19 protein-coding genes and 1 pseudogene are annotated in these 24,107 nt (G+C 65.0%); 12 read left to right on the top strand and 8 right to left on the bottom strand.

Annotated elements, in window-relative coordinates:
* The first annotated feature begins 26 nt into the window (after positions 1 to 26).
* The 7 genes and pseudogenes from cpaB to ACVIW0_RS03670 all read left to right on the top strand — a co-directional run bounded on the left by cpaB (position 27) and on the right by ACVIW0_RS03670 (position 7,795).
* Positions 27 to 818 carry a Flp pilus assembly protein CpaB gene (gene cpaB / locus ACVIW0_RS03700; protein WP_461351097.1) on the top strand — a complete coding sequence of 264 codons (792 nt, stop codon included), beginning with the start codon at positions 27 to 29 and terminating at the stop codon, positions 816 to 818.
* A gap of 44 nt (positions 819 to 862) precedes the next feature.
* Positions 863 to 2,308: a type II and III secretion system protein family protein gene (locus ACVIW0_RS03695; protein ID WP_461357235.1), complete on the top strand. Its 1,446-nt coding sequence runs from the start codon at positions 863 to 865 to the stop codon at positions 2,306 to 2,308.
* A gap of 7 nt (positions 2,309 to 2,315) precedes the next feature.
* Entirely contained in the window at positions 2,316 to 3,068 is a 753-nt protein-coding gene (locus ACVIW0_RS03690; protein WP_461351096.1) for a CpaD family pilus assembly protein, read from the top strand.
* A pseudogene (locus ACVIW0_RS03685) lies at positions 3,065 to 4,334 on the top strand (AAA family ATPase). The gene ACVIW0_RS03690 and the pseudogene ACVIW0_RS03685 overlap by 4 nt, the downstream one beginning before the upstream one ends.
* A 24-nt stretch (positions 4,335 to 4,358) precedes the next feature.
* On the top strand, positions 4,359 to 5,822 hold the full coding sequence (locus ACVIW0_RS03680) for a CpaF family protein (RefSeq protein WP_461351095.1): 1,464 nt from the start codon (positions 4,359 to 4,361) through the stop codon (positions 5,820 to 5,822).
* Between the two features lie 11 nt (positions 5,823 to 5,833).
* Complete coding sequence (locus ACVIW0_RS03675) at positions 5,834 to 6,811, top strand: type II secretion system F family protein (RefSeq protein WP_461351094.1); 978 nt, start codon at positions 5,834 to 5,836, stop codon at positions 6,809 to 6,811.
* Positions 6,812 to 6,820: 9 nt separating this feature from the next.
* Positions 6,821 to 7,795 (top strand): type II secretion system F family protein, encoded by a 975-nt coding sequence (locus ACVIW0_RS03670; protein WP_461351093.1) that lies wholly within the window; start codon positions 6,821 to 6,823, stop codon positions 7,793 to 7,795.
* A gap of 172 nt (positions 7,796 to 7,967) precedes the next feature.
* Here the strand turns inward: ACVIW0_RS03670 and ACVIW0_RS03665 are convergent, their stop codons facing one another.
* Complete coding sequence (locus tag ACVIW0_RS03665) at positions 7,968 to 8,774, bottom strand: tetratricopeptide repeat protein (protein WP_461345377.1); 807 nt, start codon at positions 8,772 to 8,774, stop codon at positions 7,968 to 7,970.
* 206 nt (positions 8,775 to 8,980) lie between these two features.
* Between ACVIW0_RS03665 and ACVIW0_RS03660 the strand changes: the two genes are divergently transcribed.
* Positions 8,981 to 10,360: a leucyl aminopeptidase family protein gene (locus ACVIW0_RS03660; RefSeq protein ID WP_461351092.1), complete on the top strand. Its 1,380-nt coding sequence runs from the start codon at positions 8,981 to 8,983 to the stop codon at positions 10,358 to 10,360.
* Entirely contained in the window at positions 10,353 to 11,195 is an 843-nt protein-coding gene (locus ACVIW0_RS03655) for a C40 family peptidase (protein WP_461351091.1), read from the top strand. The genes ACVIW0_RS03660 and ACVIW0_RS03655 overlap by 8 nt, the downstream gene beginning before the upstream one ends.
* Positions 11,196 to 11,311: 116 nt before the next feature.
* Here ACVIW0_RS03655 and ACVIW0_RS03650 read toward each other — a convergent pair whose 3' ends face one another.
* The 6 genes from ACVIW0_RS03650 to ACVIW0_RS03625 form a co-directional block, all read right to left on the bottom strand.
* Entirely contained in the window at positions 11,312 to 12,937 is a 1,626-nt protein-coding gene (locus tag ACVIW0_RS03650; RefSeq protein WP_461351090.1) for an ABC transporter ATP-binding protein, read from the bottom strand.
* 3 nt (positions 12,938 to 12,940) lie between these two features.
* Positions 12,941 to 14,125, bottom strand: a complete 1,185-nt coding sequence (locus ACVIW0_RS03645; RefSeq protein WP_461351089.1) for an ABC transporter permease — start codon at positions 14,123 to 14,125, stop codon at positions 12,941 to 12,943.
* The gene (locus tag ACVIW0_RS03640; RefSeq protein WP_461351088.1) at positions 14,125 to 15,234 is read right to left on the bottom strand and encodes a microcin C ABC transporter permease YejB; all 1,110 of its coding nucleotides are present in this window, start codon (positions 15,232 to 15,234) and stop codon (positions 14,125 to 14,127) included. The genes ACVIW0_RS03645 and ACVIW0_RS03640 overlap by 1 nt, the downstream gene beginning before the upstream one ends.
* 3 nt (positions 15,235 to 15,237) lie before the next feature.
* Positions 15,238 to 17,109 carry an extracellular solute-binding protein gene (locus ACVIW0_RS03635; RefSeq protein WP_461351087.1) on the bottom strand — a complete coding sequence of 624 codons (1,872 nt, stop codon included), beginning with the start codon at positions 17,107 to 17,109 and terminating at the stop codon, positions 15,238 to 15,240.
* A 16-nt stretch (positions 17,110 to 17,125) separates the two neighbouring features.
* Entirely contained in the window at positions 17,126 to 19,027 is a 1,902-nt protein-coding gene (locus ACVIW0_RS03630) for an extracellular solute-binding protein (protein WP_461351086.1), read from the bottom strand.
* A gap of 226 nt (positions 19,028 to 19,253) precedes the next feature.
* Entirely contained in the window at positions 19,254 to 19,802 is a 549-nt protein-coding gene (locus ACVIW0_RS03625) for a c-type cytochrome (RefSeq protein ID WP_461351085.1), read from the bottom strand.
* A 199-nt stretch (positions 19,803 to 20,001) separates the two neighbouring features.
* Here ACVIW0_RS03625 and ACVIW0_RS03620 point away from each other — a divergent pair, with 199 nt between their 5' ends.
* The gene (locus ACVIW0_RS03620; RefSeq protein WP_461351084.1) at positions 20,002 to 20,742 is read left to right on the top strand and encodes a 3-deoxy-manno-octulosonate cytidylyltransferase; all 741 of its coding nucleotides are present in this window, start codon (positions 20,002 to 20,004) and stop codon (positions 20,740 to 20,742) included.
* 103 nt (positions 20,743 to 20,845) lie between these two features.
* Positions 20,846 to 21,706 carry a prephenate dehydratase gene (locus tag ACVIW0_RS03615; RefSeq protein ID WP_461351083.1) on the top strand — a complete coding sequence of 287 codons (861 nt, stop codon included), beginning with the start codon at positions 20,846 to 20,848 and terminating at the stop codon, positions 21,704 to 21,706.
* Positions 21,707 to 21,790: 84 nt separating this feature from the next.
* Here the strand turns inward: ACVIW0_RS03615 and ACVIW0_RS03610 are convergent, their stop codons facing one another.
* Positions 21,791 to 22,810 (bottom strand): LLM class flavin-dependent oxidoreductase, encoded by a 1,020-nt coding sequence (locus ACVIW0_RS03610; RefSeq protein WP_461351082.1) that lies wholly within the window; start codon positions 22,808 to 22,810, stop codon positions 21,791 to 21,793.
* A gap of 379 nt (positions 22,811 to 23,189) precedes the next feature.
* On the opposite strand from ACVIW0_RS03610, the gene metF reads away from it, so the two are divergent.
* A complete protein-coding gene (metF, locus tag ACVIW0_RS03605) occupies positions 23,190 to 24,104 on the top strand; it encodes a methylenetetrahydrofolate reductase [NAD(P)H] (protein WP_461351081.1) in 915 nt (304 codons plus the stop codon).
* The last annotated feature ends 3 nt before the right edge of the window (positions 24,105 to 24,107 follow it).

Raw genomic sequence — 24,107 nt, 5'->3', positions numbered from 1 at the left:
CGGCGTCATGTGGAAAGTGAAGCGTAATGGATAGGGCCCGCATTCTGGTCTTGGCAATTGCAGGCTGCGCCGGCATTGCGGCGCTCTATTTGGCAAGCGGAGGCGAGGACAAGCCGGTGGCTCCTCCGCCGGTCGCGCAGTTGCCGACCGTCGACATCCTGGTCGCGCGCACCGACATCGGCCTCGGCCAGGCGGTGAAGCCCGAAGATGTGCAGTGGCAGACCTGGCCGGCGGCGACCGCCAGCGCCAGCTTCATGCGCAAGGACAGCAACGCCGACGCCATCAAGGACGTCACCGGCTCGATCGCACGCGCCCCGTTCATCCAGGGTGAACCGATTCGTGAACAGAAGCTGGTCAAGGCCGACGGCAGCGGCTTCATGGCCGCGATCCTGCCCTCCGGCATGCGGGCGGTATCGACCGAAATCTCGCCCGAGACCGGCGCCGGCGGCTTCATCCTGCCGAACGACCGGGTCGACGTCCTGCTCTCCAAGCGGGACAAGAATCCGGACCGCAACGGCGCCGACATCGTCAACTCCGAGGTCATCCTGACCAACGTTCGCGTGCTCGCGATCGACCAGGCGCCGAAGGAGAAGGACGGCACCAACGCACTGATCGGCAAGACGGTGACGCTGGAGCTGAAGCCCGAACAGACCGAGACGCTGGCGCGCGCGCGCCAGAGCGGCGTCCTGTCGCTGGCGCTGCGCAGCATCGCCGACAACAACGCGCCAGAGACCAAGACCGACGACACCCGTAGGCGCGGCGAGACGATCAACGTCATCCGCTTTGGCGTTGCCAACCAGGCAACGATGCAGAAGTGACCATGAGGATACACGTGATGATGGGCGGGGCAACTCAACGGACAATGCGGGCCTTCATGGTCCGCGCTTTGTCGTTCTCGGCCATCACGGCGTTTACGCTCAACCCGGCGCTGACGCCGGTGATCGCAAGCGACTACCGCGCCGCGCCTGCCCCTGCCGCGTCGGCCGATGGCGGCCAGATGAATGCCCGCTTCCTCGCACTCGGCGTCGGCAAATCGATCGTGATCGACTTGCCGAGGGACATCAAGGACGTGCTGGTCGCCGATCCCAAGATCGCCAACGCCGTGGTCCGCTCGGCGCAACGCGCCTACATCATCGGCGCGGCGGTCGGCCAGACCAACATCGTGTTCTTCGACGCAGCCGGGCAGCAGATCGCGGCCTATGACATCGCGGTCAAGCGCGACCTCAACGGCGTGCGCGCGGCGCTGCGGGCGGCGCTGCCGAATGCCGATATCCAGATCGAGGGCGTCGGCGAGGGCGTCGTGCTGACCGGAAGCGCGGCGAGCCCGATCGAGGCGCAGCAGGCCGCCGACATCGCGACGCGGCTGGTCGGCAGCGCCGACAAGGTCGTGAACTCCATCGCGGTTCGCGGCCGCGACCAGGTGATGCTGAAAGTCACCGTTGCCGAAGTCTCGCGCAGCCTGATCAAGCAGCTCGGCATCGACCTCACGGCGAACCTCAATTACGGCACCACCGTGGTGAAGTTCAACAACGCCAACCCGTTCACGGCAAACAATGCTCCGCTGGTGCCCGGCAACGCGATCACCACGTCGTTCGGATCGTCGGTATCGGCGACGATCCGCGCCATGGAGAGCGCCGGGGTCGTGCGGACGCTCGCCGAACCGAACCTGACCGCGATCTCGGGCGAATCGGCGACCTTCATCTCGGGCGGCGAATTCCCGATTCCGACCGGCGTGACCTGTCAGACCACGACGTCAGGCGCGATCGGACAGTGCGTTCAGACCGTCAGCTTCAAGAAATTCGGCATCTCGCTCAACTTCACGCCGGTGGTGCTGACCGAGGGACGGATCAGCCTGCGCGTGATGACCGAAGTGTCGGAAGTCTCGACCGAGAACTCGCTGACCGGCGGCGCCAATGGAACGACGATCCCCTCGATCAAGACCCGCCGCGCCGAAACCACGCTGGAAATTCCCTCGGGCGGCTCGATGGCGATGGCCGGGCTGATCCAGGACCAGACCAAGCAGGCGATCAACGGTCTGCCCGGGCTGGCGTCGCTGCCGGTGCTCGGCACGCTGTTCCGCAGCCGCGACTTCGTCAACAACCAGACCGAACTGATGGTGCTGGTGACGCCCTATGTCGTCCGCGCGGTGGCGCAGAAGGACCTGTCGCGTCCGGATGACGGCTTCGCCAACGCCGCCGATCCGCAGGCCGACCTGCTGGGCAGCCTCAATCGCATCTACGGCGTGCCCGGCCGCACCACCGAGCCGGCGCGGAATTACCGCGGCACCTACGGCTTCATTACCGACTGAGCGGACGATGACACAGACCACATCCAGGACACCCGCCAAACACAAGCGCAGCATCGGCCTGGCTGCCGCGCTGGTCGGCCTTGCCATGACGCTCGGCGCCTGCCAGCACGCCGCCGACAACAGCCTTGCGATGGTGAACTCGCCGGCCGACTATCGCGAGCGTCATCCGATCGCGGTCACCGAAGGCGATCGCTCGATCGTGGTCTTTGTCGGGCGCAGCCGCGGCGGCCTGACCGCCGAGCAGCGCGCCGAGGTGATGGGGATGGCGCAGGACTGGATGCGCGAAGGCACCGGCGCCGTCACCATCGACGTTCCCGCCGACACGCCGAACGCACGCGCCGCCCAGGAATCGCTGCGCGAAATCCAGGCGACCTTCGCCGCCGCCGGCGTGCCGCCGCGCGGGATCGTGGTCCGCAAATATCGTCCCGAGGATCCGCGCCAGATGCCCGCGATCCGCGTCAACTATCCGAAGATGAAGGCGGTCGCCGGACCGTGCGGTCTCTGGCCGGAAGATCTCGGACCGTCGATCCACAACGGGTCCTACACCCAGAACAAGCAGTATTACAATTTCGGCTGCGCCAATCAGCGCAACCTCGCGGCCATGGTCGAGGACCCGACTGACCTCGTGCAGCCGCGCGCGGAGACCCCTGCCTACACGGCGCGTCGCAGTATCGCCTTCGACAAATATCGCAAGGGCACCGCCACCGCCACGAATTATCCCGAGTCCGACAGGGCCAAGCTAAGCGACACCGGAAAATGATAACCTACGCGCAGCAAAACTCCGAAGAGCAGACGGACGTCCCGCCGCAGGCCGTGGACGACCATATTGCTCCGGCGCCGCGGGTTTCCGTGCAGGCGTTCTGCGAAACGGTCGAGACCGCCGCCGCGGTCCAGTCGGCCGGCGAGGATCGCCGGCTGGCCAAGGCCCACCTCAAGATCCAGATGGGCGGCATGGCCGCCGCCATCGAGGCCTATCGCTCCGCGCCGACACCCAACGTCATCATCCTCGAGACCGAGGGCCGCAGCGACGTGCTGGCCGGCCTCGATCAGCTTGCCACGGTGTGCGACGCCGGCACCCGGGTGGTGGTGATCGGCCGGGTCAACGACGTCACGCTGTATCGCGAGCTGGTGCGCCGCGGCGTCAGCGACTACGTGATCGCGCCGGCGCATGCGATCGACGTGGTGCGCGCGGTTTGCAACCTGTTCTCGGCGCCGGAAGCCAAGGCGGTCGGCCGCATCGTCGCCGTGGTCGGCGCGAAGGGCGGCGTCGGCGCTTCGACGATCGCGCATAACGTCGCCTGGGCGATCGCCCGCGATCTGGCGCTGGATTCCGTGGTCGCCGACCTCGACCTCGCGTTCGGCACCGCCGGGCTCAACTACAACCAGGACCCGGCGCAGGGCATCGCGGATGCCGTGTTCTCGCCGGACCGCGTCGATACCGCCTTCGTCGACCGCCTGCTGTCGAAATGCACCGACCATCTGAGCCTGCTGGCGGCACCGGCGACGCTCGACAAGGTCTATGATTTCGGCGCCGAGGCGTTCGATGCGATCTTCGATACGCTGCGCACCACGATGCCCTGCATCGTGCTCGACGTGCCGCATCAATGGTCCGGCTGGACCAAGCGCGCGCTGATCGCGGCCGACGACATCCTGATCGTGGCGGCGCCCGACCTCGCCAATCTGCGCAACGCCAAGAACATGTTCGACCTGTTGAAGGCGTCGCGGCCGAACGACCGCGCGCCGCTGTATTGCCTGAACCAGGTCGGCGTGCCGAAGCGGCCGGAGATCGCGGCCGGCGAGTTCGCCAAGGCGATCGAAAGCCAGCCGATCGCGGCCATCCCGTTCGATCCGCAGATCTTCGGCTCGGCCGCCCAATAACGGCCAGATGATCGCGGAGATTTCCGCCAATCACCGCGCGGTGGAGCTGTTCCTGCAGATGGCGCAGCGGCTGACAGGCCGCGGCGAGACCAAGAAGCCGAGGGGGTCCTTCCTGTCGCCCCTGCTCGAAAAGCTGCGGTCCAAATAGTGGTCCGCATGGAGTCAAGACGTCGTGTTTGGTAAGCGTAGCGGAAACGATGGGGACATGCGGGCACCCAAGCCCGCTTTTCAGACGCCGGAGCCTGCCGGCCCGTCGACCATGCCGCGCGAGTCCGCGGCACCGACGATCTCATCGCCGCCGCTGGCGCCGAGCAAGCCGCCGCCCGCTCCCGCCGTCGAGACCCGCCGCTCGGACAACTACTACCAGGTCAAGGCGACGATCTTCGGCGCCCTGATCGAGGCGATCGACCTGGCCCAGCTTGCCAAGCTGGACAGCGAATCGGCGCGCGAGGAAATCCGCGACATCGTCAACGAGATCATCGCGATCAAGAACATCGTGATGTCGATCGCCGAGCAGGAAGAGCTGCTCGACGACATCTGCAACGACGTGCTGGGCTACGGCCCGCTCGAGCCCCTGCTGTCGCGCGACGACATCGCCGACATCATGGTCAACGGCGCGGGCACTGTGTTCATCGAAGTCGCCGGCAAGATCCAGCGGACCGGAATCCGCTTTCGCGACAACCAGCAACTGCTCAACATCTGCCAGCGCATCGTCAGCCAGGTCGGCCGGCGCGTCGACGAATCCTCGCCGATCTGCGACGCCCGCCTCGCCGACGGCTCGCGCGTCAACGCCATCGTTCCGCCGCTGGCGATCGACGGCCCCGCGCTCACCATCCGCAAATTCAAGAAGGACAAGCTGACGCTGGAGCAGCTCGTCAAGTTCGGCGCCATCACGCCGGAAGGGGCGACCATCCTGCAGATCATCGGCCGGGTCCGCTGCAACGTGATCATCTCCGGCGGTACCGGCTCGGGCAAGACCACGCTGCTGAACTGCCTGACCAACTATATCGAGCACGACGAACGCATCATCACCTGCGAAGACGCCGCCGAACTTCAGCTGCAGCAGCCGCATGTGGTGCGGCTGGAAACCCGGCCGCCGAACATCGAGGGCGAAGGCCAGGTGACGATGCGCGAACTGGTGCGCAACTGCCTGCGTATGCGCCCAGAGCGGATCATCGTCGGCGAAGTCCGTGGACCCGAGGCGTTCGACCTGTTGCAGGCGATGAACACCGGCCATGACGGCTCGATGGGCACGCTGCACGCCAACAATCCGCGCGAAGCGCTGTCGCGCTGCGAATCCATGATCACCATGGGCGGATTCTCGCTGCCGTCGCGGACCATTCGCGAGATGATCTGCGCCTCGGTCGACATCATCGTGCAGGCCGCGCGCCTGCGCGACGGTTCGCGCCGCATCACCCACATCACCGAGGTGATGGGCATGGAAGGCGACACCATCATCACCCAGGATATCTTCCTCTACGACGTGATCGGGGAAGACGCCAACGGCAAGATCATCGGCAAGCACCGCTCGACCGGCATCGGCCGGCCGCGTTTCTGGGAGCGTGCCCGCTACTACAATGAAGAGAAGCGGCTGGCGGCGGCGCTGGACGCCTCCGACGCACCCGCGCCGGTCTAGGGAGACGCCGGATGCAGATGCAAATCCTTGCCCTCGCCTTCCTCGCCGCCACCACCGTGGGTGGCCTCGCCTGGGTCTTCCTGTATCCCTACCTCTCGGGAGAGAAGAAGGCCGAGTCGCGCCGCGCATCGGTGGCGCGCAGCGAGCCCTCGACGACCCGGACGGCCGACCGCACGCAACGCTCGCGCCGCGAGCAGGTCGAAGGATCGTTGAAGGAGCTCGAGGCGCGCCGGCAGAAGGACAAGAAAGTCCCGCTCGGCATGCGCATCTCGCAGGCCGGGCTGGAATGGTCCGAGCAGAAATTCTGGATGATCTCCGGCGCCCTCGGCCTGTTCGGGTTCGGCGTCGCGTTCATGATCGGCGGCGGCCTGCTCGGCGCGGCCGGCATCGGCTTTGCGATGGGTCTCGGCCTGCCGCGCTGGTTGCTCGGCTTCCTGAAGAAGCGGCGGGAGAAGGCCTTCCTGAAAGCGCTGCCCGATGCCGTCGACGTCATCGTGCGCGGCATCAAGGCCGGTCTGCCGCTGTTCGAATCGCTCAAGGCTGTAGTCAACGACGCGCCGGAGCCGCTGCGCAGCGAATTTCTCGCGATCATCGAGACCCAGGCGATCGGCATGCCGCTCGGCGACGCCTGCGCCCGGCTCTACGAACGCATGCCGCTGCCAGAGGCGAACTTCTTCGGCATCGTGATCGCGATCCAGCAGAAGTCCGGCGGCAACCTGTCGGAAGCGCTCGGCAATCTGTCGCGGGTGCTGCGCGACCGCAAGAAGATGGCCGAGAAGATCCAGGCGATGTCGATGGAAGCGAAGGCCTCGGCCGGCATCATCGGCTCGCTGCCGCCGATCGTGATGATCCTCGTGTTCCTGACCACGCCGGACTACATCGCCCTGCTCTGGACCAACTCGATGGGCCAGCTGATGCTGGTCGCCTGCGCGCTTTGGATGACGTGCGGCGTCCTGGTGATGAAGAAGATGATCAACTTCGATTTCTGACGGTGCAGCATGATTGATATTCTGGTTGCCAAGCTCCACGACGTCAGGTTCATGACCATGCTGCTTGCCTTCTTCGCGGCAAGCGCCACGGTCTACACGATGGTGATGCCGCTGCTCGCCGGCGGCGATCTCAACAAGCGCATGAAGGCGGTGGCCAGCGAACGCGAGCGGCTCCGGCAGCGCGAGCGCGACCGTCTCTCCAAGACCGAGAAGGTGGCGCTGCGGCAGACGCCGAAGCAGGTGGTCTCCAGGGTGGTGGACGATCTCAACCTCACCAAATGGCTGGCCCAGGAAGCAGCGCTCGAGAAGCTCGTGATGGCGGGCTATCGCGGCCACGCTCCCTACGTCACCTTCCTGTTCGCCCGTGCGGTGACGCCGATCGTGCTGCTGCTCGGCGCCATCATCTATACGTTCTTCATCGCGGGCGCCGGCTGGTCGCTCACGATCAAGATCGGCATTTGCGTCGCCGCGGCCTATGCCGGCCTGCAAGCGCCGATGCTGTTCCTGAAGAATGCGATCTCCAAGCGCCAGCTCCAGATCAAGCGCGCCTTTCCTGATTCGCTGGATTTGCTGCTGATCTGCATCGAATCGGGCATGTCGGTCGAGGTCGCGTTCCGCAAGGTGGCCAACGAGATCGCCGGACAGTCGATCGCGCTGTCGGAGGAGTTCGCGCTGACCACCGCGGAACTGTCCTATTTGCAGGACCGCAAGACCGCCTATGAGAACCTGGCGCGGCGTACCGGGCTCGAGGGCGTGAAGTCGGTGTGCATGGCCTTGCAGCAATCCGAACGCTACGGCACGCCGCTCGGCCAGAGCCTGCGGGTGATGGCGCAGGAAAACCGCGACATGCGCATGAACGAGGCCGAGAAGAAGGCGGCGGCACTGCCGCCCAAGCTGACGGTGCCGATGATCCTGTTCTTCCTGCCCTGCCTGTTCATCGTGATCCTCGGGCCGTCCTACATCAAGATCGCCACGATGCACTGAGTTTGCGCGGTTGCGCCGGCCGCCTTCTCCTTCCCCCTGCAAGGGGGAAGGTCGGGATGGGGGTCAGCCGTAGGCGATACCATATCCGCGAGAGATGATCCCCACCCACTTTGCTCTCACGAGCAAAGCGACCCCCCATTTCAAGGGGAGGTTTGGAAGTTGCCGTGTTGGCTTAATCGTCCTTGGCGACGACAGGCGCGGCGCGCGATGCGGTCTTCGGCCCATCCTTGCGGTTCAGCATGTCGCGGAGATAGGCGACGTTGGCCGCCGCCTCGTCTGCCGGCAGGTCGGCCTTGACGATCGTCTCGGCCTCCGCGAAGCGGCCCTGCAGGCCGACGACGAGCGCGAGGTTCTGCCGGATCCTCGTGTCGGCGCGGGCGCTGGCATAGGCCTGGCGCAGCGTCTCTTCCGCCTTCGGCAATTCCTTGGTCAGCATGTAGGACAGGCCGAGATTGGACAGCACCGACGGCTCGTCCGGGGCCAGCCGCAGCGCGCTGGCGTAATAGCGCCGCGCTTCCTCGTGCCGGTTCAACTTGTCGAGCGTGGTTCCCTGCACCGACAGGATCCGCCAGTCCGGATTGTCCGGGCTGTGCGCGCGGCTCAGCACGTCGAACGCGGCCTGCGAATTGCCGTTGTCGGCCAGCGCCCGGCCATAGGCCGCGAGCAGCGCCTTGTTGCCGGGGCTGGCGATGGTCGCCTGCTCCAGCACGGCGCAGGCCTGCGAGCGCTGTCCGGTCATGCGCAGCGCCTGGCCATAAGCGATTGCGGCCTCGGCATCCTTGGGATTTTTGCGATAGCGCTCGCCATAGACCTCGGCGGCGCGGCGCGGATCATCGGGCGTGGCGGGTGTGGGGTCCGAGCGGGACGCGATCGATCCCGTCACGTCGGACATGGTCTGGCAGCCGCCAAGCCCTGCGGCGAGGACCGCCACGAAGGCCGCGGAAGCGAGATGCCGGGTCAAATGGGACTGTCGACGCATGGCACTGTGACTCACGAAATCGGGCGAATGGCTGCAACCGAGCGTGCCAGCAATAGACTGTTAACCCTAACGTCTGGTTAACTGGCGGCACGCGCGACCGGCGCGCCGGTTCCGATTCTGCAAGGCCTTGTGACCACGGCCGCGCTACCATCCGCCATGAAAGGCGTGTAGTCACCAGCCACGACGCCAGAACAGCCGAGAGCCGCATGCCATCCGTGTTCGAGACCGCCCCTACGACCGCCGTCACGCCGATCACCTTCGTCACCAAGGCGACTTGGGATGCGGTCCGCAACGAGCTGCCGGCACCGGCGCGCCAGTTCGCCGAGGCGAACCGCTTCGAGGCCAAGCCCGGCAAACTCCTCGTTCTGCCGGCGCCAGATGGCGGCATCGCGCAGGTGCTGTTCGGCCTCGAGGACGCCGACCACAAGGCGCGCGATCCGTTCCGGCCCGGCGCGCTGCCCGGCCTGCTGCCGCCCGGCGTCTACCGCTTCGCCAACGCGCCGCATGACACGCGGCTCTCCGCGCTCGCCTTCGCGCTGGGCTGCTATCGCTTCGGCCGCTATCGCAAGAATAACGCCCCCGAGGTCCGCCTGGTGCCGCCCGACGGTATCGACGCCGCCGAGATCGCGCGGATGGCGGATGCCGCGGCGCTGGCGCGCGACCTCATCAACACGCCGTCCAACGACATGGGCCCGGCCGAGCTCGCCGAGGTGGCGCGCGATCTCGCCAGCCGGTTCGGCGCCGCCTTCAATTGCATCGAGGGCGACGAGCTCGCGCAGAATTTTCCGCTGATCCACGCCGTCGGCATGGCCTCGACGCGCGCGCCGCGGCTGATCGAGCTCTGCTGGGGCGATCCGGCCCATCCGAAGGTGACGCTGGTCGGCAAGGGCGTCTGCTTCGACACCGGCGGGCTCGACCTCAAGCCGTCGAGCGGCATGCTGCTGATGAAGAAGGACATGGGTGGCGCCGCCAACGTGCTGGCGCTGGCGCAGATGGCGATGGACGCCAGGCTGAAGCTGCGGCTGCGGGTGCTGATCCCGGCGGTCGAGAACGCGGTTGCCGGCAATGCGTTTCGCCCGCTCGACATCTTCAGGTCGCGCAAGGGCATCACGGTGGAGATCGGCAATACCGACGCCGAGGGACGGCTGGTGCTCGCCGACGCGCTGGCGCTGGCCGACGAGGAGACGCCGGATCTGCTGGTCGATTTGGGCACGCTGACCGGTGCGGCGCGGGTGGCGCTGGGCCCGGACCTGCCGCCGTTCTACACCAATGACGAGGCGCTCGCCGCCGACGTCGCCGCTCACGCGACAAGCGAGAACGATCCGCTGTGGCGGCTGCCGCTGTGGCCGGCCTACGATGCCTGGCTCGATTCCAAGACCGCCGATATCACCAACGCGCCGTCGGGCGGTTTCGCGGGCTCGATCACCTGCGCGCTGTTCCTGCAGCGCTTTGTCGAGCGCGCGCGGAGCTGGCTTCATGTCGACATCTATGGCTGGACGCCGTCGGCAAAGCCGGGCCGCCCCGAAGGCGGCGAGTGCCAGGCGGCGCGCGCGATCTACAAATTGCTGAGCCAGCGCTATGCATGACGCCAGACTGACGCCGGCCCGCGCCGACCTCGCCGCGAAATATCTCGAGGGCAAGATCAAGGCGGCGCGCTTCGTCGACGGCACGCTGTTCGAGGTTCGTGATGCCATCGCGCCGCTGCGCCGGGCGCCCGCGGCCGATGCCGAACAGATGACGCAGGCACTGCGCGGCGAGCGCGTCACGATCTACGATCGCAACGGCGAAGGCTGGGCCTGGGGCCAATTGGCCGATGACGGCTATGTCGGCTGGATTCCCGACGCGGCCCTGACCAAGCCCGGCGCGACACCGACGCACAAGGTGACCGCGCTGCGCACGCTGGCGTTTCCGGGACCGTCGATCAAGCTGCCGCCGGTCGAGGCGCTGGCGATGGGGAGCAAGCTTACGATCCTCCGCGAGGACGGGGTTTTCGCGCTGACCCGCGGGGGCTGGCACCTGCCGCGCCAGCATCTCGCGCCGCTCGACGCGATGGCAGCGGATTTCGTCGCGGTCGCCGACCAATTCGTCGGCACGCCCTATCTCTGGGGCGGCAAGTCGAGCCTTGGCATCGACTGCTCCGGCCTGGTGCAGATCGCGCTGACCGCCGCCGGCACCGGCTGCCCGCGCGACAGCGACATGCAGCAGGACGGACTCGGCCGCGAATTGACGTCAGCGGAAGCGAAACACCTGCAGCGCGGCGACCTGATCTTCTGGAAGGGTCATGTCGCCATCGCGCGCGATGCGACGACGATCGTGCACGCCAACGCGCATCACATGGCGACGGTGGTCGAGAACACGCAGGCCGCGATCGCAAGGATCAAGGCTGCCGGCAGCGATGTCGTGGCGATCAAGCGGCTCTAGCCCCGTCATTCCGGGGCGGCGCGGAGCGCCGGGCCCGGAATCCATTGGGCCGCCCGCTCGGTGGATGAATGGATTCCGGGCTCGCGCTTCGCGCGCCCCGGAATGACGAGAGGTTGCTACGTCGCCACCGACCCATCGCCGGCCGCTTCGATGCGGAACGCGGCGGCGAACAGCGCGCGGGTGTAGTCGCTCTTCGGGTTCTTGAACAGCTCGGAGGCCGGCCCCTCCTCCTCGACCTTGCCGGATTTCATCACGATCAGATGGCTCGCGAGCGAGGCGACCACGCGTAGATCGTGCGAGATGAACATGTAGGTGAGATCGCGTTTGCGCTGCAGGTCGCGCAGCAAATCGACCATCTGGGCCTGCAGCAGCATGTCGAGCGCCGAGGTCGGCTCGTCCAGCACGACGAAATTCGGCTCCAGCACCACCGCGCGCGCGATCGAGATGCGTTGGCGCTGGCCGCCGGAGAATTCGTGCGGGTAGCGGAAGCGCCAGTCCGGATCGAGGCCGACATCCTTCATGGCCTTGATCACCCGCGCCTCACGCTCGGCGCGCGACAGCTGCTTCTGGTGCACCTCAAGCCCCTCGGCGATGATGTCGGCGACCGACATGCGCGGGCTGAGCGAGCCGAACGGGTCCTGGAACACGATCTGCATGTCGCGGCGGAACGGCCGCATCTGCTTGAAGCGCAGGCCCTGGATGTCGCTGCCGAGGAACACGATCGGGCCGTCGGAGGAGATCAGCCGGAGCAGCGCGAGCCCAAGCGTGGTCTTGCCCGAGCCGGATTCGCCGACCACGCCGAGCGTCTCGCCCTTGCGCACCGCGAGGCTGACGCCATCGACCGCCTTGATGTGGCCGACGGTCGAACGCAGCAGCCCGCGCTTGATCGGAAACCAGACCTTGAGATTGTCCGCCGACATCACGACCGGCGCGCCCGGCTGCGGCGGCGCCGGATCGGGCTTCGGCTCGGCGGCCAGCAGTGCCTTGGTATAGGCATGCTGCGGGGCGGTGAAGACCTGCTCGACCAGGCCCTGCTCGACGATCTTGCCGTTGTTCATCACGCAGACCGTGTCAGCGATGCGGCGCACGATGCCGAGATCGTGGGTGATGAACAGCAGGCTCATGCCGAGCCGCGCGCGGATCTCGGCCAGCAAGGCCAGAATCTGCGCCTGCACGGTGACGTCGAGCGCCGTGGTCGGCTCGTCCGCGATCAAGAGGTCCGGCTCGTTGGCAAGCGCCATCGCGATCATCACACGCTGGCGCTGGCCGCCGGACAATTGGTGCGGATAGCTCTTCAGCCGGGTCTCCGGCTCGGGGATGCCGACCTGGCCGAGCAGTTCCAGCGTCCGCGCCCGCGCCGCCGCGCCACTGACGCCCCTGTGCAGCGACAGTATCTCGCCGATCTGGGTCTCGATGGTCTGGAGCGGATTGAGCGAGGTCATCGGCTCCTGGAAGATGATCGAGATGTCATTGCCGCGGACCTCGCGCATCTCCTGGTCGGAGGCGGTCAGGAGATCGCGGCCGCGGAAGCGGATCGCGCCTGACGGATGCGATGCCGTCGGATAGGGCAACAGCTTCAGCACCGACAGCGCGCTGACGGATTTTCCCGAGCCGGATTCGCCGACCAACGCGACGCACTCGCCGCGCTTGATCGAGAACGAGATGCCGTCGACCGCGAGCGAGCGGCCGAAGGCGACCGAGAGGTCGCGGACATCGAGCAGAGGCTGGTTGATCGCGTCCATCCGTCAGCCCTTCGAGAACGTCTTGCGCGGATCGAAGGCGTCGCGCGCGGCTTCGCCGATGAAGATCAGCAGCGACAGCATGATCGCGACCGAGAAGAATCCGGTGAGACCGAGCCACGGCGCCTGCACATTGGCCTTGCCCTGCGACAGCAGTTCACCGAGCGAGGGCGAGCCGGGCGGCAGGCCAAAGCCAAGGAAGTCCAGCGCCGTCAGCGTCATCACCGAGGACGAGACGATGAAGGGCAGGAACGTCATGGTCGCGACCATCGCGTTGGGCAAGAGATGGCGGAACATGATCACGCCGTTGGAGACGCCGAGCGCGCGCGCGGCCTGGATGTACTCGAAGTTGCGGCCGCGCAGGAATTCGGCGCGGACGAGACCGACCAGCGAGACCCAGGAGAACAGCAAGAGGATGCCGAGCAGGATGAAGAAGCCGGGCGGCAACACCGCCGAGATGATCAGGAGCAGATAGAGCGAGGGAATCGCGGTCCAGATCTCGATCAGCCGCTGGAAGATCAGGTCGGTCCAGCCGCCGAAATAGCCCTGCACGCCGCCGGCTGCGATGCCGATGATCGAGGACAGGATGGTCAGCGTCAGGCCGAACAGCACCGAGATGCGGAAGCCGTAGATCAGCCGCGCGACCACGTCGCGGCCCTGATCGTCGGTGCCGAGCCAGTTGTATTCGAGGTCGCGGCAGCCGGTCAGTCCCTTCCGCTTCACCACGTCCTTGCACTGCTCTTCGGTCAGAAGCCAGGTCGGCTTCGACGGCACCGCCGTCGGCGGGTCGAGGTTGCGGCTGTCGTAGGAGTAGCGGATCGGCGGCCAGATCATGCGGCCGCCCTTGGCGGCGATCTGCTTCTGCAAATAGGGATCGCGATAATCGGCGGCGGTCTCGAAGTCGCCGCCGAAGGTGGTCTCGGCATAGGTGAACACCACCGGCCAGTAGAGCTTGCCGTCATACTTGATCACCAGCGGCTTGTCGTTGGCAATGAAATTGGCAAACAGCGAGGCCACGAACAAGGCGAGGAAAATCCAGAACGACCAGTAGCCGCGCCGGTTCGCCTTGAAGTTCTGCCAGCGCCGCTTGTTCAGCGGCGACGGCGAAAAACCGTGGTGCGTGGCGGGCACCGCTTCGCCGAGGGGCGATTGCGTCGAGGTCTCGACCGGCTGGGGCGCGAGCAGCGTCATCACACCTCCCGCGCTTCAAAGTCGATCCGCGGATCGATCCACATATAGGCGAGGTCGGACAGCAGATTGACCACCAGTCCGACCAGCGAGAAGATGAACAGCGTTCCGAACACCACCGGATAATCGCGGTTCAAGACGCTCTCGAAGCCGAGCAGGCCGAGCCCGTCGAGCGAGAAGATGGTCTCGATCAAGAGCGAGCCCGAGAAGAACGCGTGGATGAACGCGCCCGGGAAGCCCGCGATCACGATCAGCATAGCGTTGCGGAAGATGTGGCCGTACAGCACCTGGCGCTCGCTGCAGCCCTTGGCGCGCGCGGTCATCACATATTGCTTGCGGATCTCGTCGAGGAACGAGTTCTTGGTCAGCAGCGTCATGGTGGCGAAGGCGCCGAGCGCCATCGATACCAGCGGCAGCGTCAGATGCCAGAAATAATCGATGATCTTCCAGTACCAGGGGAATTGCGCCCAGCCGTCTGAAGTTAGGCCGCGCAGCGGAAAGATATTGAGGAACGAGCCGCCGGCGAACAGCACGATCAGGAGGATCGCAAACAGGAAGCCGGGGATCGCGAAGCCGATGATGATCACCGCGGACGTCCAGGTGTCGAACCGCGAGCCATCCTTGACCGCCTTGCGGATGCCGAGCGGAATCGAGATCAAATAGGTGAGCAGCGTCATCCAGATGCCGAGCGACATCGAGACCGGCAGCTTTTCCTTAATCAGCTGGATCACGCTGACGCTGCGGAAATAGCTTTGGCCGAAGTCGAAGCGCGCGAAATTCCAGACCATCAGCGCGAACCGCTCCGGCGCCGGCTTGTCGAAGCCGAACTGCACCTCGAGCTTCTTGATGAAGTCGGGGTCGAGCCCCTGTGCGCCGCGATATTTCGAATTGATCGCACCGCCCGCTGCGCCGCCCTGGCCGCGCTGCGCGCCGAAATCGCCGCCGCCGCCCGACACCCGCGAGGTGCCGCCGGTGTCGGCGCCGTTGATCTGCGCGATCACACGCTCGACCGGACCGCCGGGAGCAAACTGCACGACCACGAAGGAGACGAACAGGATGCCGAGCAGCGTCGGCAGCATCAGGAGGATACGTCGGGCGATATAGGCGCTCATCGGCTATTTCGCCTGCTCGAGCTTCGCGGCCTTGGCCGCATCGTACCACCAGTTCTCCGGCGCACCGACGCCCTGGGTGTATTTCGCCGGCTTCTCTGGATGCCCGAACTGATCCCAATAGGCGACCCGATGCCGGTTGGAATACCATTGCGGCACCCAGTAGCGGCCGGCGCGGAAGACGCGATCGAGCGCACGGCAGGCGAAGGTCAACTCTGCCCGCGTGTCGGCAGCGATAGCTTTTTCGATCAACGCGTCGATGGCCGGATTCGCAACGCCCGCCAGATTGTAGGAGCCCTTGGTGGCCGCAGCCTGGGACGAGAAATAAGGCCGCAGACTGTCACCCGGCGTCGCCGACATCGATATACGCTCGGTCGTCACCTCGAAATCGAAAGCCTCGACGCGCGCGCGATACTGCACGGCGTCGATCTGCCGGATATTGGCATCGATGCCAAGCGGCTTGAGATTCTTGATGAAGCTGGCGTGATGCGGCTGGAACGTCGGCTCATCGAGCAGGAACTCGATCGTAAGCGGCTCACCGTTGGGCAACCACCGCTTGCCATCCTTGACCACGCATCCCGCTTCGTTGAGCAGTTGCGTCGCCTTGCGCAGGAGCGCGCGGTCCTGTCCCGATCCGTCGGACACCGGCGGCACGAAGGGCTCGCCGAATACCTCGTCCGGCACCTGACCGCGGAACGGTTCGAGCAGCTTCAATTCCTCCGGCGAAGGCAGTCCGTTCGCCACCATGTCCGAGTTCTGGAACGGCGAGACGCTCCGCGCGTAGGCGTCATACATGATGGTCTTGTTGGTCCATTCGAAGTCGAAGGCATAGATCAACGCCTCTCGGACACGCGGGTCTTTGAACTTGTCGAGACGGGTGTTGATGAACCAGCCCTGGCCACCGGACGGCGTCTCGTCCGGCAACGTTTCGCGCTTGACCCGTCCGTCCTTGATGCCGGGGAAATCATACCGCGTCGCCCAGACGCGGGCCGTGAATTCTTCGCGAAAGAGATAACTCTTGCCCGTGAAGCCTTCGAACGCGACATCGCGATCGCGGTAGAATTCGTAGCGCACGGTGTCGAAATTGTAATTGCCGCGGTTGACCGGGAGATCAGCGGCCCACCAATCCTTAACACGATCATACTCGACGTAACGGTTGACCTCGAACTTGCCGATTTTGTAAGGCCCTGAGCCGAGCGGCACTTCGAGCGTGGACTCATCGAATGGCCGGGTCGCATAAAACGCCTTCGAGAAGATCGGCAGGCCTGCAACGTAAAGCGGCACATCACGCGCGCGGTTGGGCGCGAAGGTCACGATCACAGTGCTATCGTCCGGCGCCTCGGCCTTCACGAAATCACGCAGCTGAACTATGATCAACGGATGACCCTTTTCCTTCAGCGTGTTGAGCGAGAAGGCGACATCCTGTGCAGTCAGCTTCGATCCGTCGTGAAAACGCGCCTCGGGCCGTATCGTGAACCGGTAGGCGAGCTTGTCGGGTGAAATCGAGACCGATTTTGCCGCCAGGCCGTACATCGCGTCGGGCTCGTCGGCCGCGCGCGCCATCAGCGAATCGAAGGTCATCTCCATGCCCTTTGCGCCTTCGCCCTTGAGGATGTAGGCATTGAAGGAACTGAACGTAAAGAAGGACTGGTTGTAGGCACGGGTGGAAGGGATGGTCGAGAACGCGCCACCCTTCGGGGCCTTCGGGTTGACATAGTCGAACTGCCGGAAATCCGCCGGGTATTTCAGGTCGCCGAACACCGACATGCCGTGCATCTCGGTTCCGTTGTCGGCCGCTGCCGGCGCAGCACGCAAGCCTGCAGCACTCAACGCACCGATGCCGAGGCCGAGTGCGTGCCGACGGGTGAACAACCCCATGCGCGAATCCTTCGATCTATGAACGCTTGAGCTTCGCCGCCTTGTCAGCGTCGTACCACCAGATCGCGGGGAATCCCGATTGGCCGTATTTGGGCAACTCTGCCGGACGGCCGAAGCGATCCCAGCGCGCTGTGCGCACTTTCGGATAATTCCACTGCGGGACAACGTAATGGTTCCACAATAGCACCCGGTCGAGCGCTTTTGTCGCTGCGACGAGATCCTCGCGATCCGTCGCAAAAATCACCCGTTCGATCAGCTTGTCGATCACCGGGCTCTTGATGCCGGCGATATTGCGCGATCCGGCGTTGTCTGCGGCCTTCGATCCCCAGTATTCCCGCTGCTCGTTCCCGGGTGACAGAGATTCCCCCCAAGACGCGACCACGATGTCGAAATCCCAACTGCGAAGCCGATTCTCGTATTGGATTGGATCAATCGTGCGCACGGTGATCGAAAACCCAAGCCGCTCGAGTGCTGGCTTATATGCCAGCATGATCCTTTCGAAATTCGGATCCTCGCTCAACAGTTCTATGGAGAACGGCTCTCCGCTCTTGGAATCCACGAGCTTGCGGTCTCGTATTTCGTAGCCTGCCTCCTTGAGCAGGCGTGATGCTTCGCGAAGATTCTCGCGCACCGCGTCGGGATTGCCGCCGACCGGGTTGCTATAGACCGATGTGAATACTTCGGCTGGAACCTGATCACGCACAGATTCAAGGATCGCAAGTTCCTTGCCTTGCGGCAGCCCGGTGGCCATCAACTCGTCAGCGCCATCAAAGTAGCTGACGATGCGCTTGTATTGGCCGAAAAACAGCAGCTTGTTGACCTCCTCGAAGTCGAACGCGTAGTTCAGCGCGCGGCGAACACGCGCATCGCCAAATTTGGGCCGGCGCAGATTGGGGACGAAGGCCTGCATGATGCCCGAACTGCGGTTCGGAAACTCTTCCAGCACCACACGCTTCTCGGTGACGGCCGGAAAATTATAGGCAGTCGCCCATGCCTTCGCGCTGTTCTCCAGCCGCCAATCGATCTGATCGCCCTTGAACGCCTCGATCGCAACCGTCGGGTCCCTGAAGTACTCGTAGCGAAGCTCATCGAAGTTGTTTCGTCCGACATTGATCGCGAGGTCGCGCGCCCAATAGTCCTTGACACGCTCCAGCGTCACGGTTCGTCCTGCGACGAACTCCTTGATCCGATACGGCCCCGACCCGAGCGGCGGCTCCAGCGTTGTCGCGGAGATATCGCGCTGATGGCCTTGACCATCAGTGCCTTCCCACCAGTGCTTGGGCAAAATCGTCAGTTGCCCTACGATTTGCGGCAATTCGCGGTTGCCCGGCATGTCGAACACGAACTTCACTTCGCGATCGCCACGCTTCTCCGCTCTCACCACATGGCTGTAATAGGCGGAAAACATCGGGTGATGCGTTTTGAAGGCGTTGAGCGAGAAGATCACGTCTTCCGGGGTGACCGGTGCTCCATCGTGCCACTTTGCTTGAGGGCGCAGACGGTAAACGACATAGGAGAAGTCGTCGGGATGGCTTGCCGCCTCCGCCAGCGAGCCGTATTCCGTCGAGACCTCGTCGAGCGAGGGCGCCGTGAGCGATTCATAGATGAGGGCGACACTGCCTGCGACGGAGCCTTTCACGCCCGAGACGACGATGTTGAAATTATCGAAAGTGCCGATCGCGATCTGCCGGACAAGGCCACCCTTCGGTGCATCGGGATTGACGTAGTCAAATCGCTTGAAGTCAGCCGGGTATTTGACGTTGCCAAAGAGCGACAACCCGTGCCGCCATTTCAGTCCGTTCGGGCCGTCGTCGGCGAGTGCCGGCGTGATCGCTGACACGCCAGAGTTCAATCCGAGCGCCGGAGCCATCGCCGCCAGTGCGCTGCCTTGAAGGAGGTGTCGTCGGGTGATTGCCAAATTCGGAATTCCTGTTGCTGACCCCGCCTAGATGGACCTCAATATACGGCAACGGTTCGACCATTTACGTTGCTTTTTCCTAATGATGGCCAGGCCGGAACCGATCCGGTGCGGCGAAACGTCTCGATCGCAGTCCTGCAAACCCTGATCGTGGGTGAGCGTTCCGCATACGAAAACGGCCAGGCATTGCCTGGCCGTCATCTGCATATGATCGCAGGACAAATCGCTACTTCGAGGCGGTCGGGAGCGGAGCCGGATGCTCCGAGTTCGAATTCAGATAGGCGATGATGTCGGCGCGCTCGCTGTCCTTGGGAACGCCGGCGAAGCCCATCGCGGTGCCCGGGATGAAGCCCTTCGGGTTGGTCAGGAACTTGTTGAGGTCGTCGAAGGTCCACTCGCCGCCCTTACCCTTCATCGCGGCCGAGAAATTGAAGCCGCGGCCCTCGCCCTTCTTCTCGCCGACGACGCCGAACAGGTTCGGACCGACGCGGTTGGGGCCGCCCTTCTCGAAGGTATGGCAGGCCTGGCACTTCTTGGCGGCCGCGGCGCCCTTCTCGGCGGAGGCGGTCTGCAGCAGCTTCTCGATCGGCTCGGACTGCGCGGCTGCGGCCTCGCCGCCACCGCCATGGGTCTCTTCCTTCACCGCGATCTCAAAACCCGGCTTCTCAGGCTGCTTGGCCGAAAACACCGATCCGGCGGTAAAGCTCATCACCAGGACGACGATGCAGGTGCCAAGAACCGCACCGAGGATTTTGTTGAGTTCGAAGGAGTCCATTTCGGTCAGGCTCCGGGCCTTGAATGTCGACTTCAGGCCGGGAATACGGCCGCGGGGAGAGACCTGGGAATCGGCCTTATCGCACCGCCCCAAGCAGGGTTGAGATATCGGTTTGCCCGCGCTCTGGCAACCCGTATAAACGCGCCGAATTCAACCTCCTCCCCGGCATTTTCCGCTAGCCGGACGGGCCCCGAACCGAATGACCGATCCCCGTACCTTGGTGCTGATTCCGGCCCGCATGGCCGCCACCCGACTGCCCGGAAAACCGCTGCTCGATATCGCAGGCCAGCCGATGATCGTCCATGTGCTGCGGCGGGCGGAGGCGGCCGGAATCGGCCGGGTCGCGGTCGCAACCGACACGGCGGAGATCGCAACCGCGGTGCGGGCGGCGGGCGGCCAGGTGGTGATGACCCGCGCCGACCATCCCTCCGGCTCGGACCGGATCCATGAAGCGATGATGACCCTCGACCCGGGCGGCCGCGCCGAGATCGTGGTCAATCTGCAGGGCGATTTCCCGACCATCACGCCGGAGACCATCCGCAGCGTCATGCCGGCGCTCGACGATCCCGGCGTGGATATCTCGACACTGGCCTCGCAGATTCATACCGAGGAAGAGGACCGGGCGCCCAGCGTGGTCAAGGCGGTCGGCTCCCCGATCGGCGCCAACCGGTTGCGCGCGCTGTATTTCACCCGCGCCACCGCGCCCCACGGCGACGGGCCGCGTTACCACCATATCGGCCTCTATGCCTATCGCCGCGCCGCGCTGGAGCGGTTCGTCAAGCTGCCGCCCTCGCCGCTGGAGCTGCAGGAGAAGCTCGAGCAGCTGCGCGCGCTGGAGGCCGGGATGCGGATCGACGTCACCATCGTCGACACCGTCCCGCGCGGCGTCGACACCCCGGCCGATCTCGAAACCGCCCGGCGGATACTTTCCAAAGCCTGACCGGCATCTCTTTGTTGAGCATGATCTCCGCGCAAACGCTTCGCGTTTGTCGCGAGGGAAAACCGGTTTCCACTTTTCCGGATCATGCTCTAAAAGGCCCCGCATGACCAAGAAGCTGAAAATCGCGTTCCAGGGCGAGCCTGGCGCCAACTCCCATATCGCGATCGTCGAGGCCTATCCCGACGCCGAGCCGATGCCCTGCCCGACCTTCGAGGACGCGCTGGCCGCGATCTCCTCGGGCGAGGCCGATCTCGGCATGATCCCGATCGAGAATTCGGTCGCCGGCCGCGTTGCCGACATCCATCATCTGTTGCCCGCCTCGGGCCTGTTCATCGTCGGCGAATGGTTCTTGCCGGTCCGCCACCAATTGATGGCGATCAAGGGCACCAAGCTCGCCGACATCAAGAGCGTGGAGAGCCACGTCCACGCGCTCGGCCAGTGCAGGCGCATCATCCGCAAGCTCGGCATCAAGCCGATTGTCGCCGGCGACACCGCCGGCAGCGCCCGCGATATCGCCCAGCGCGGCGACCGCAGCGTGGCCGCGATCGCCTCGCGCCTCGCCGCCAGTATCTATGGCCTCGAGATTCTCGCCGAGGACATCGAGGACGAGGCCCACAACACCACCCGCTTCGTGGTGCTGGCCCGCGAGGAAAAATGGGCTGCGCAGGGCTCGGGGCCGCTGGTCACCAGCTTTGTGTTTCGGGTGCGCAATCTGCCGGCCGCGCTGTACAAGGCGCTAGGCGGCTTTGCCACCAACGGCGTCAACATGACCAAGCTCGAAAGCTACATGGTCGACGGCAATTTCTTCGCGACGCAATTCTATGCCGATGTCGACGGTCATCCGGATGATCGTGGGCTTGCCTTTGCGCTGGAGGAACTGAAATTCTTCTCCCGCGAATTCCGCGTCGTCGGCGTCTATCCCGGCCACCCGTTCCGCGCGACGTTCAGCGAGACGCAGGACTGACGCAGTCATTCCGGGGCGATGCGTAGCATCGAACCCGGAATCTCGAGATTCCGGGTCTGGTCCTGCGGACCATCCCGGACGGCCTCATGCGGCAGCCTTCTTCCGCAACCCGAACGCCTCGGCAAGCAGGCTGTAGGACCGCTTCCGCGCCGCGTGGTCATACACCGCGGTGATCACCATCAGCTCGTCCGCCTGGGTCGCCGCGATCAGAGGCTCCAGCTTCGCCATCACGGTTGCCGCGCTGCCGACGAACAGCCGGGCGCGATTGCGTGCGATCGAGGCGCGCTCGGCGTCGGTGTATGGATAGGCCTCCGCCTCCTCGACGCTCGGCAGCGGCAGATACTGGCCGCGGTCGCGGCGCAGCCGGTTGAGATCCATCGACAGCGCAAGCCGCTCGGCCTCCGCGTCGGTCTCCGCCGTGACGACAGCGACCGCGAGGATCGATTGCGGCGTCGCACGCCAGCCCGACGGCTTGAAATGCGCGCGGTAATTGGTCATCGCCGCGATCGCATCGTGCGTGGCAAAATGGTGCGCGAATGCAAACCCCATCCCGACCTGGGCTGCGAGTTCGGCGGAATAGTCGCTCGAGCCGAGCAGCCAAATCGGCGGCAGCGGCGAATCATCCGGCATTGCCACCACATTGTTGTAGGGATGGCCGGCCGGGAAATCGCGCGTCTCCCACAGGGTCAGCTCGTGCAATCGTTCGAGGAAATCGTCGCCCTCGCGGCGATCGAGCCGGCTCCGCAGCGCGTAGGCGGTGGCGCCGTCGGTGCCGGGCGCGCGGCCGAGACCGAGGTCGATGCGGCCGGGAAACAGCGCCTCCAGCATCTTGAAGCGCTCGGCGACGACGAGCGGCGCATGGTTGGGCAGCATCACGCCGCCGGAGCCGACGCGGATATGCTGCGTCACCGCAGCGATCTGCCCGATCATCAAATCGGGCGCCGGGCTCGCCACCGAGGCGAGGTTGTGGTGCTCGGCGAGCCAATAGCGCGTGTAGCCGAGACCATCAACATGGCGCGCCAGATCGATGCTGTTGCGGAGCGCCGCGGCGGGCTTGGTGCCGGTGGTGACAACGGAGAGGTCGAGGACGGACAGCGGGATCATGGGCGACAACCTAGTGGGAGGTCAGGAGGCGACAAAGTCCCCGGCCGCGCAGACCAGTCCCGCACCCGAGGGCTGGAACAGGCTGCAGCAGATATTGGGATGATTCATTGACATACTCCACGGCCCACACGCCATTCTGGCGATGTTCATATCACCGAAATATGATTTAATCTACCAATATCAAGGCATTAATCACCAGATTTGGCTGACAGCTTGTCGCCCACCACACGTGCCCCGCAGCCGATTTTTCTCGTTTCTCTGCCAACAATGGGCAATTTCCCATATCCGATGGGCTGTTTCGGCCCACCGGTTTCGCCTATCTTAGACATCCATATCGAGGCCGAACGTCTGCCCTCCAGTTGCGGAGCCCTTGCGTATCATGACCGAGACCATTTCCTCCGTGCCAAACGGCCAGCGCGCCCCAAAGGCGCCGAAAATCTCCTTCGAGTTCTTCCCGCCGAAGACCGAGGAGATGGAGCGCAATCTGTGGGAGACCATCAATCGGCTGGCGCCGCTGACGCCGAACTTCGTCTCGGTCACCTACGGCGCCGGCGGCTCGACCCGCGAGCGCACCCATTCCACCATCAGCCGCATCCTGCGCGAGACCGATCTGCTGCCGGCCGCACATCTGACCTGCGTCAGCGCCTCGCGCGGCGAGATCGACGAGATCGTCGACCGCTACCATGAGGTCGGCGTCCGCCACGTCGTGGCGCTGCGCGGCGATCCGCCCGGCGGCATCGGCACGCCCTACTTCACCCATCCCGACGGCTACCAGAGCTCGGCCGAGCTCGTCGCCGGGATCAAGCGCCGCCACGCCGACATCGAGATCTCGGTGTCCGCCTATCCGGAGAAGCATCCGGAAGCGGCCGATTTCGACGCCGACATCGACACGCTGAAGGCCAAGGTCGACGCCGGTGCGACGCGCGCGATCACCCAGGTGTTCTTCGACAACGACCTCTACCATCGCTACGTCGACAGGGTGCGGGCGCGCGGCATCGAGATTCCGATCGTGCCGGGCATCATGCCGATGCACAATTTCAAGCAGGCGCGCAATTTCGTCACCCGCGCCGGCACCAGCGTGCCGGACTGGCTCGCCGAGAAGTTCGAAGGCCTCGACAACGACGCCGAGACCCGCAAGCTGGTCGCGGCCACCGTTGCCGCCGGCCAGGTGCAGAAGCTGTTCAAGCATGGCGTCGACACCTTCCACTTCTACACCATGAACCGCGCGGACCTCGTGTTCGCGATCAGCCACCTGCTCGGCATCCGGCCGAACGGTGCCCAGAAAGCTGCCTGATCC

Source organism: Bradyrhizobium sp. USDA 4454 (assembly GCF_054822705.1).
This window is presented reverse-complemented; position numbering and strand designations above follow the sequence as displayed.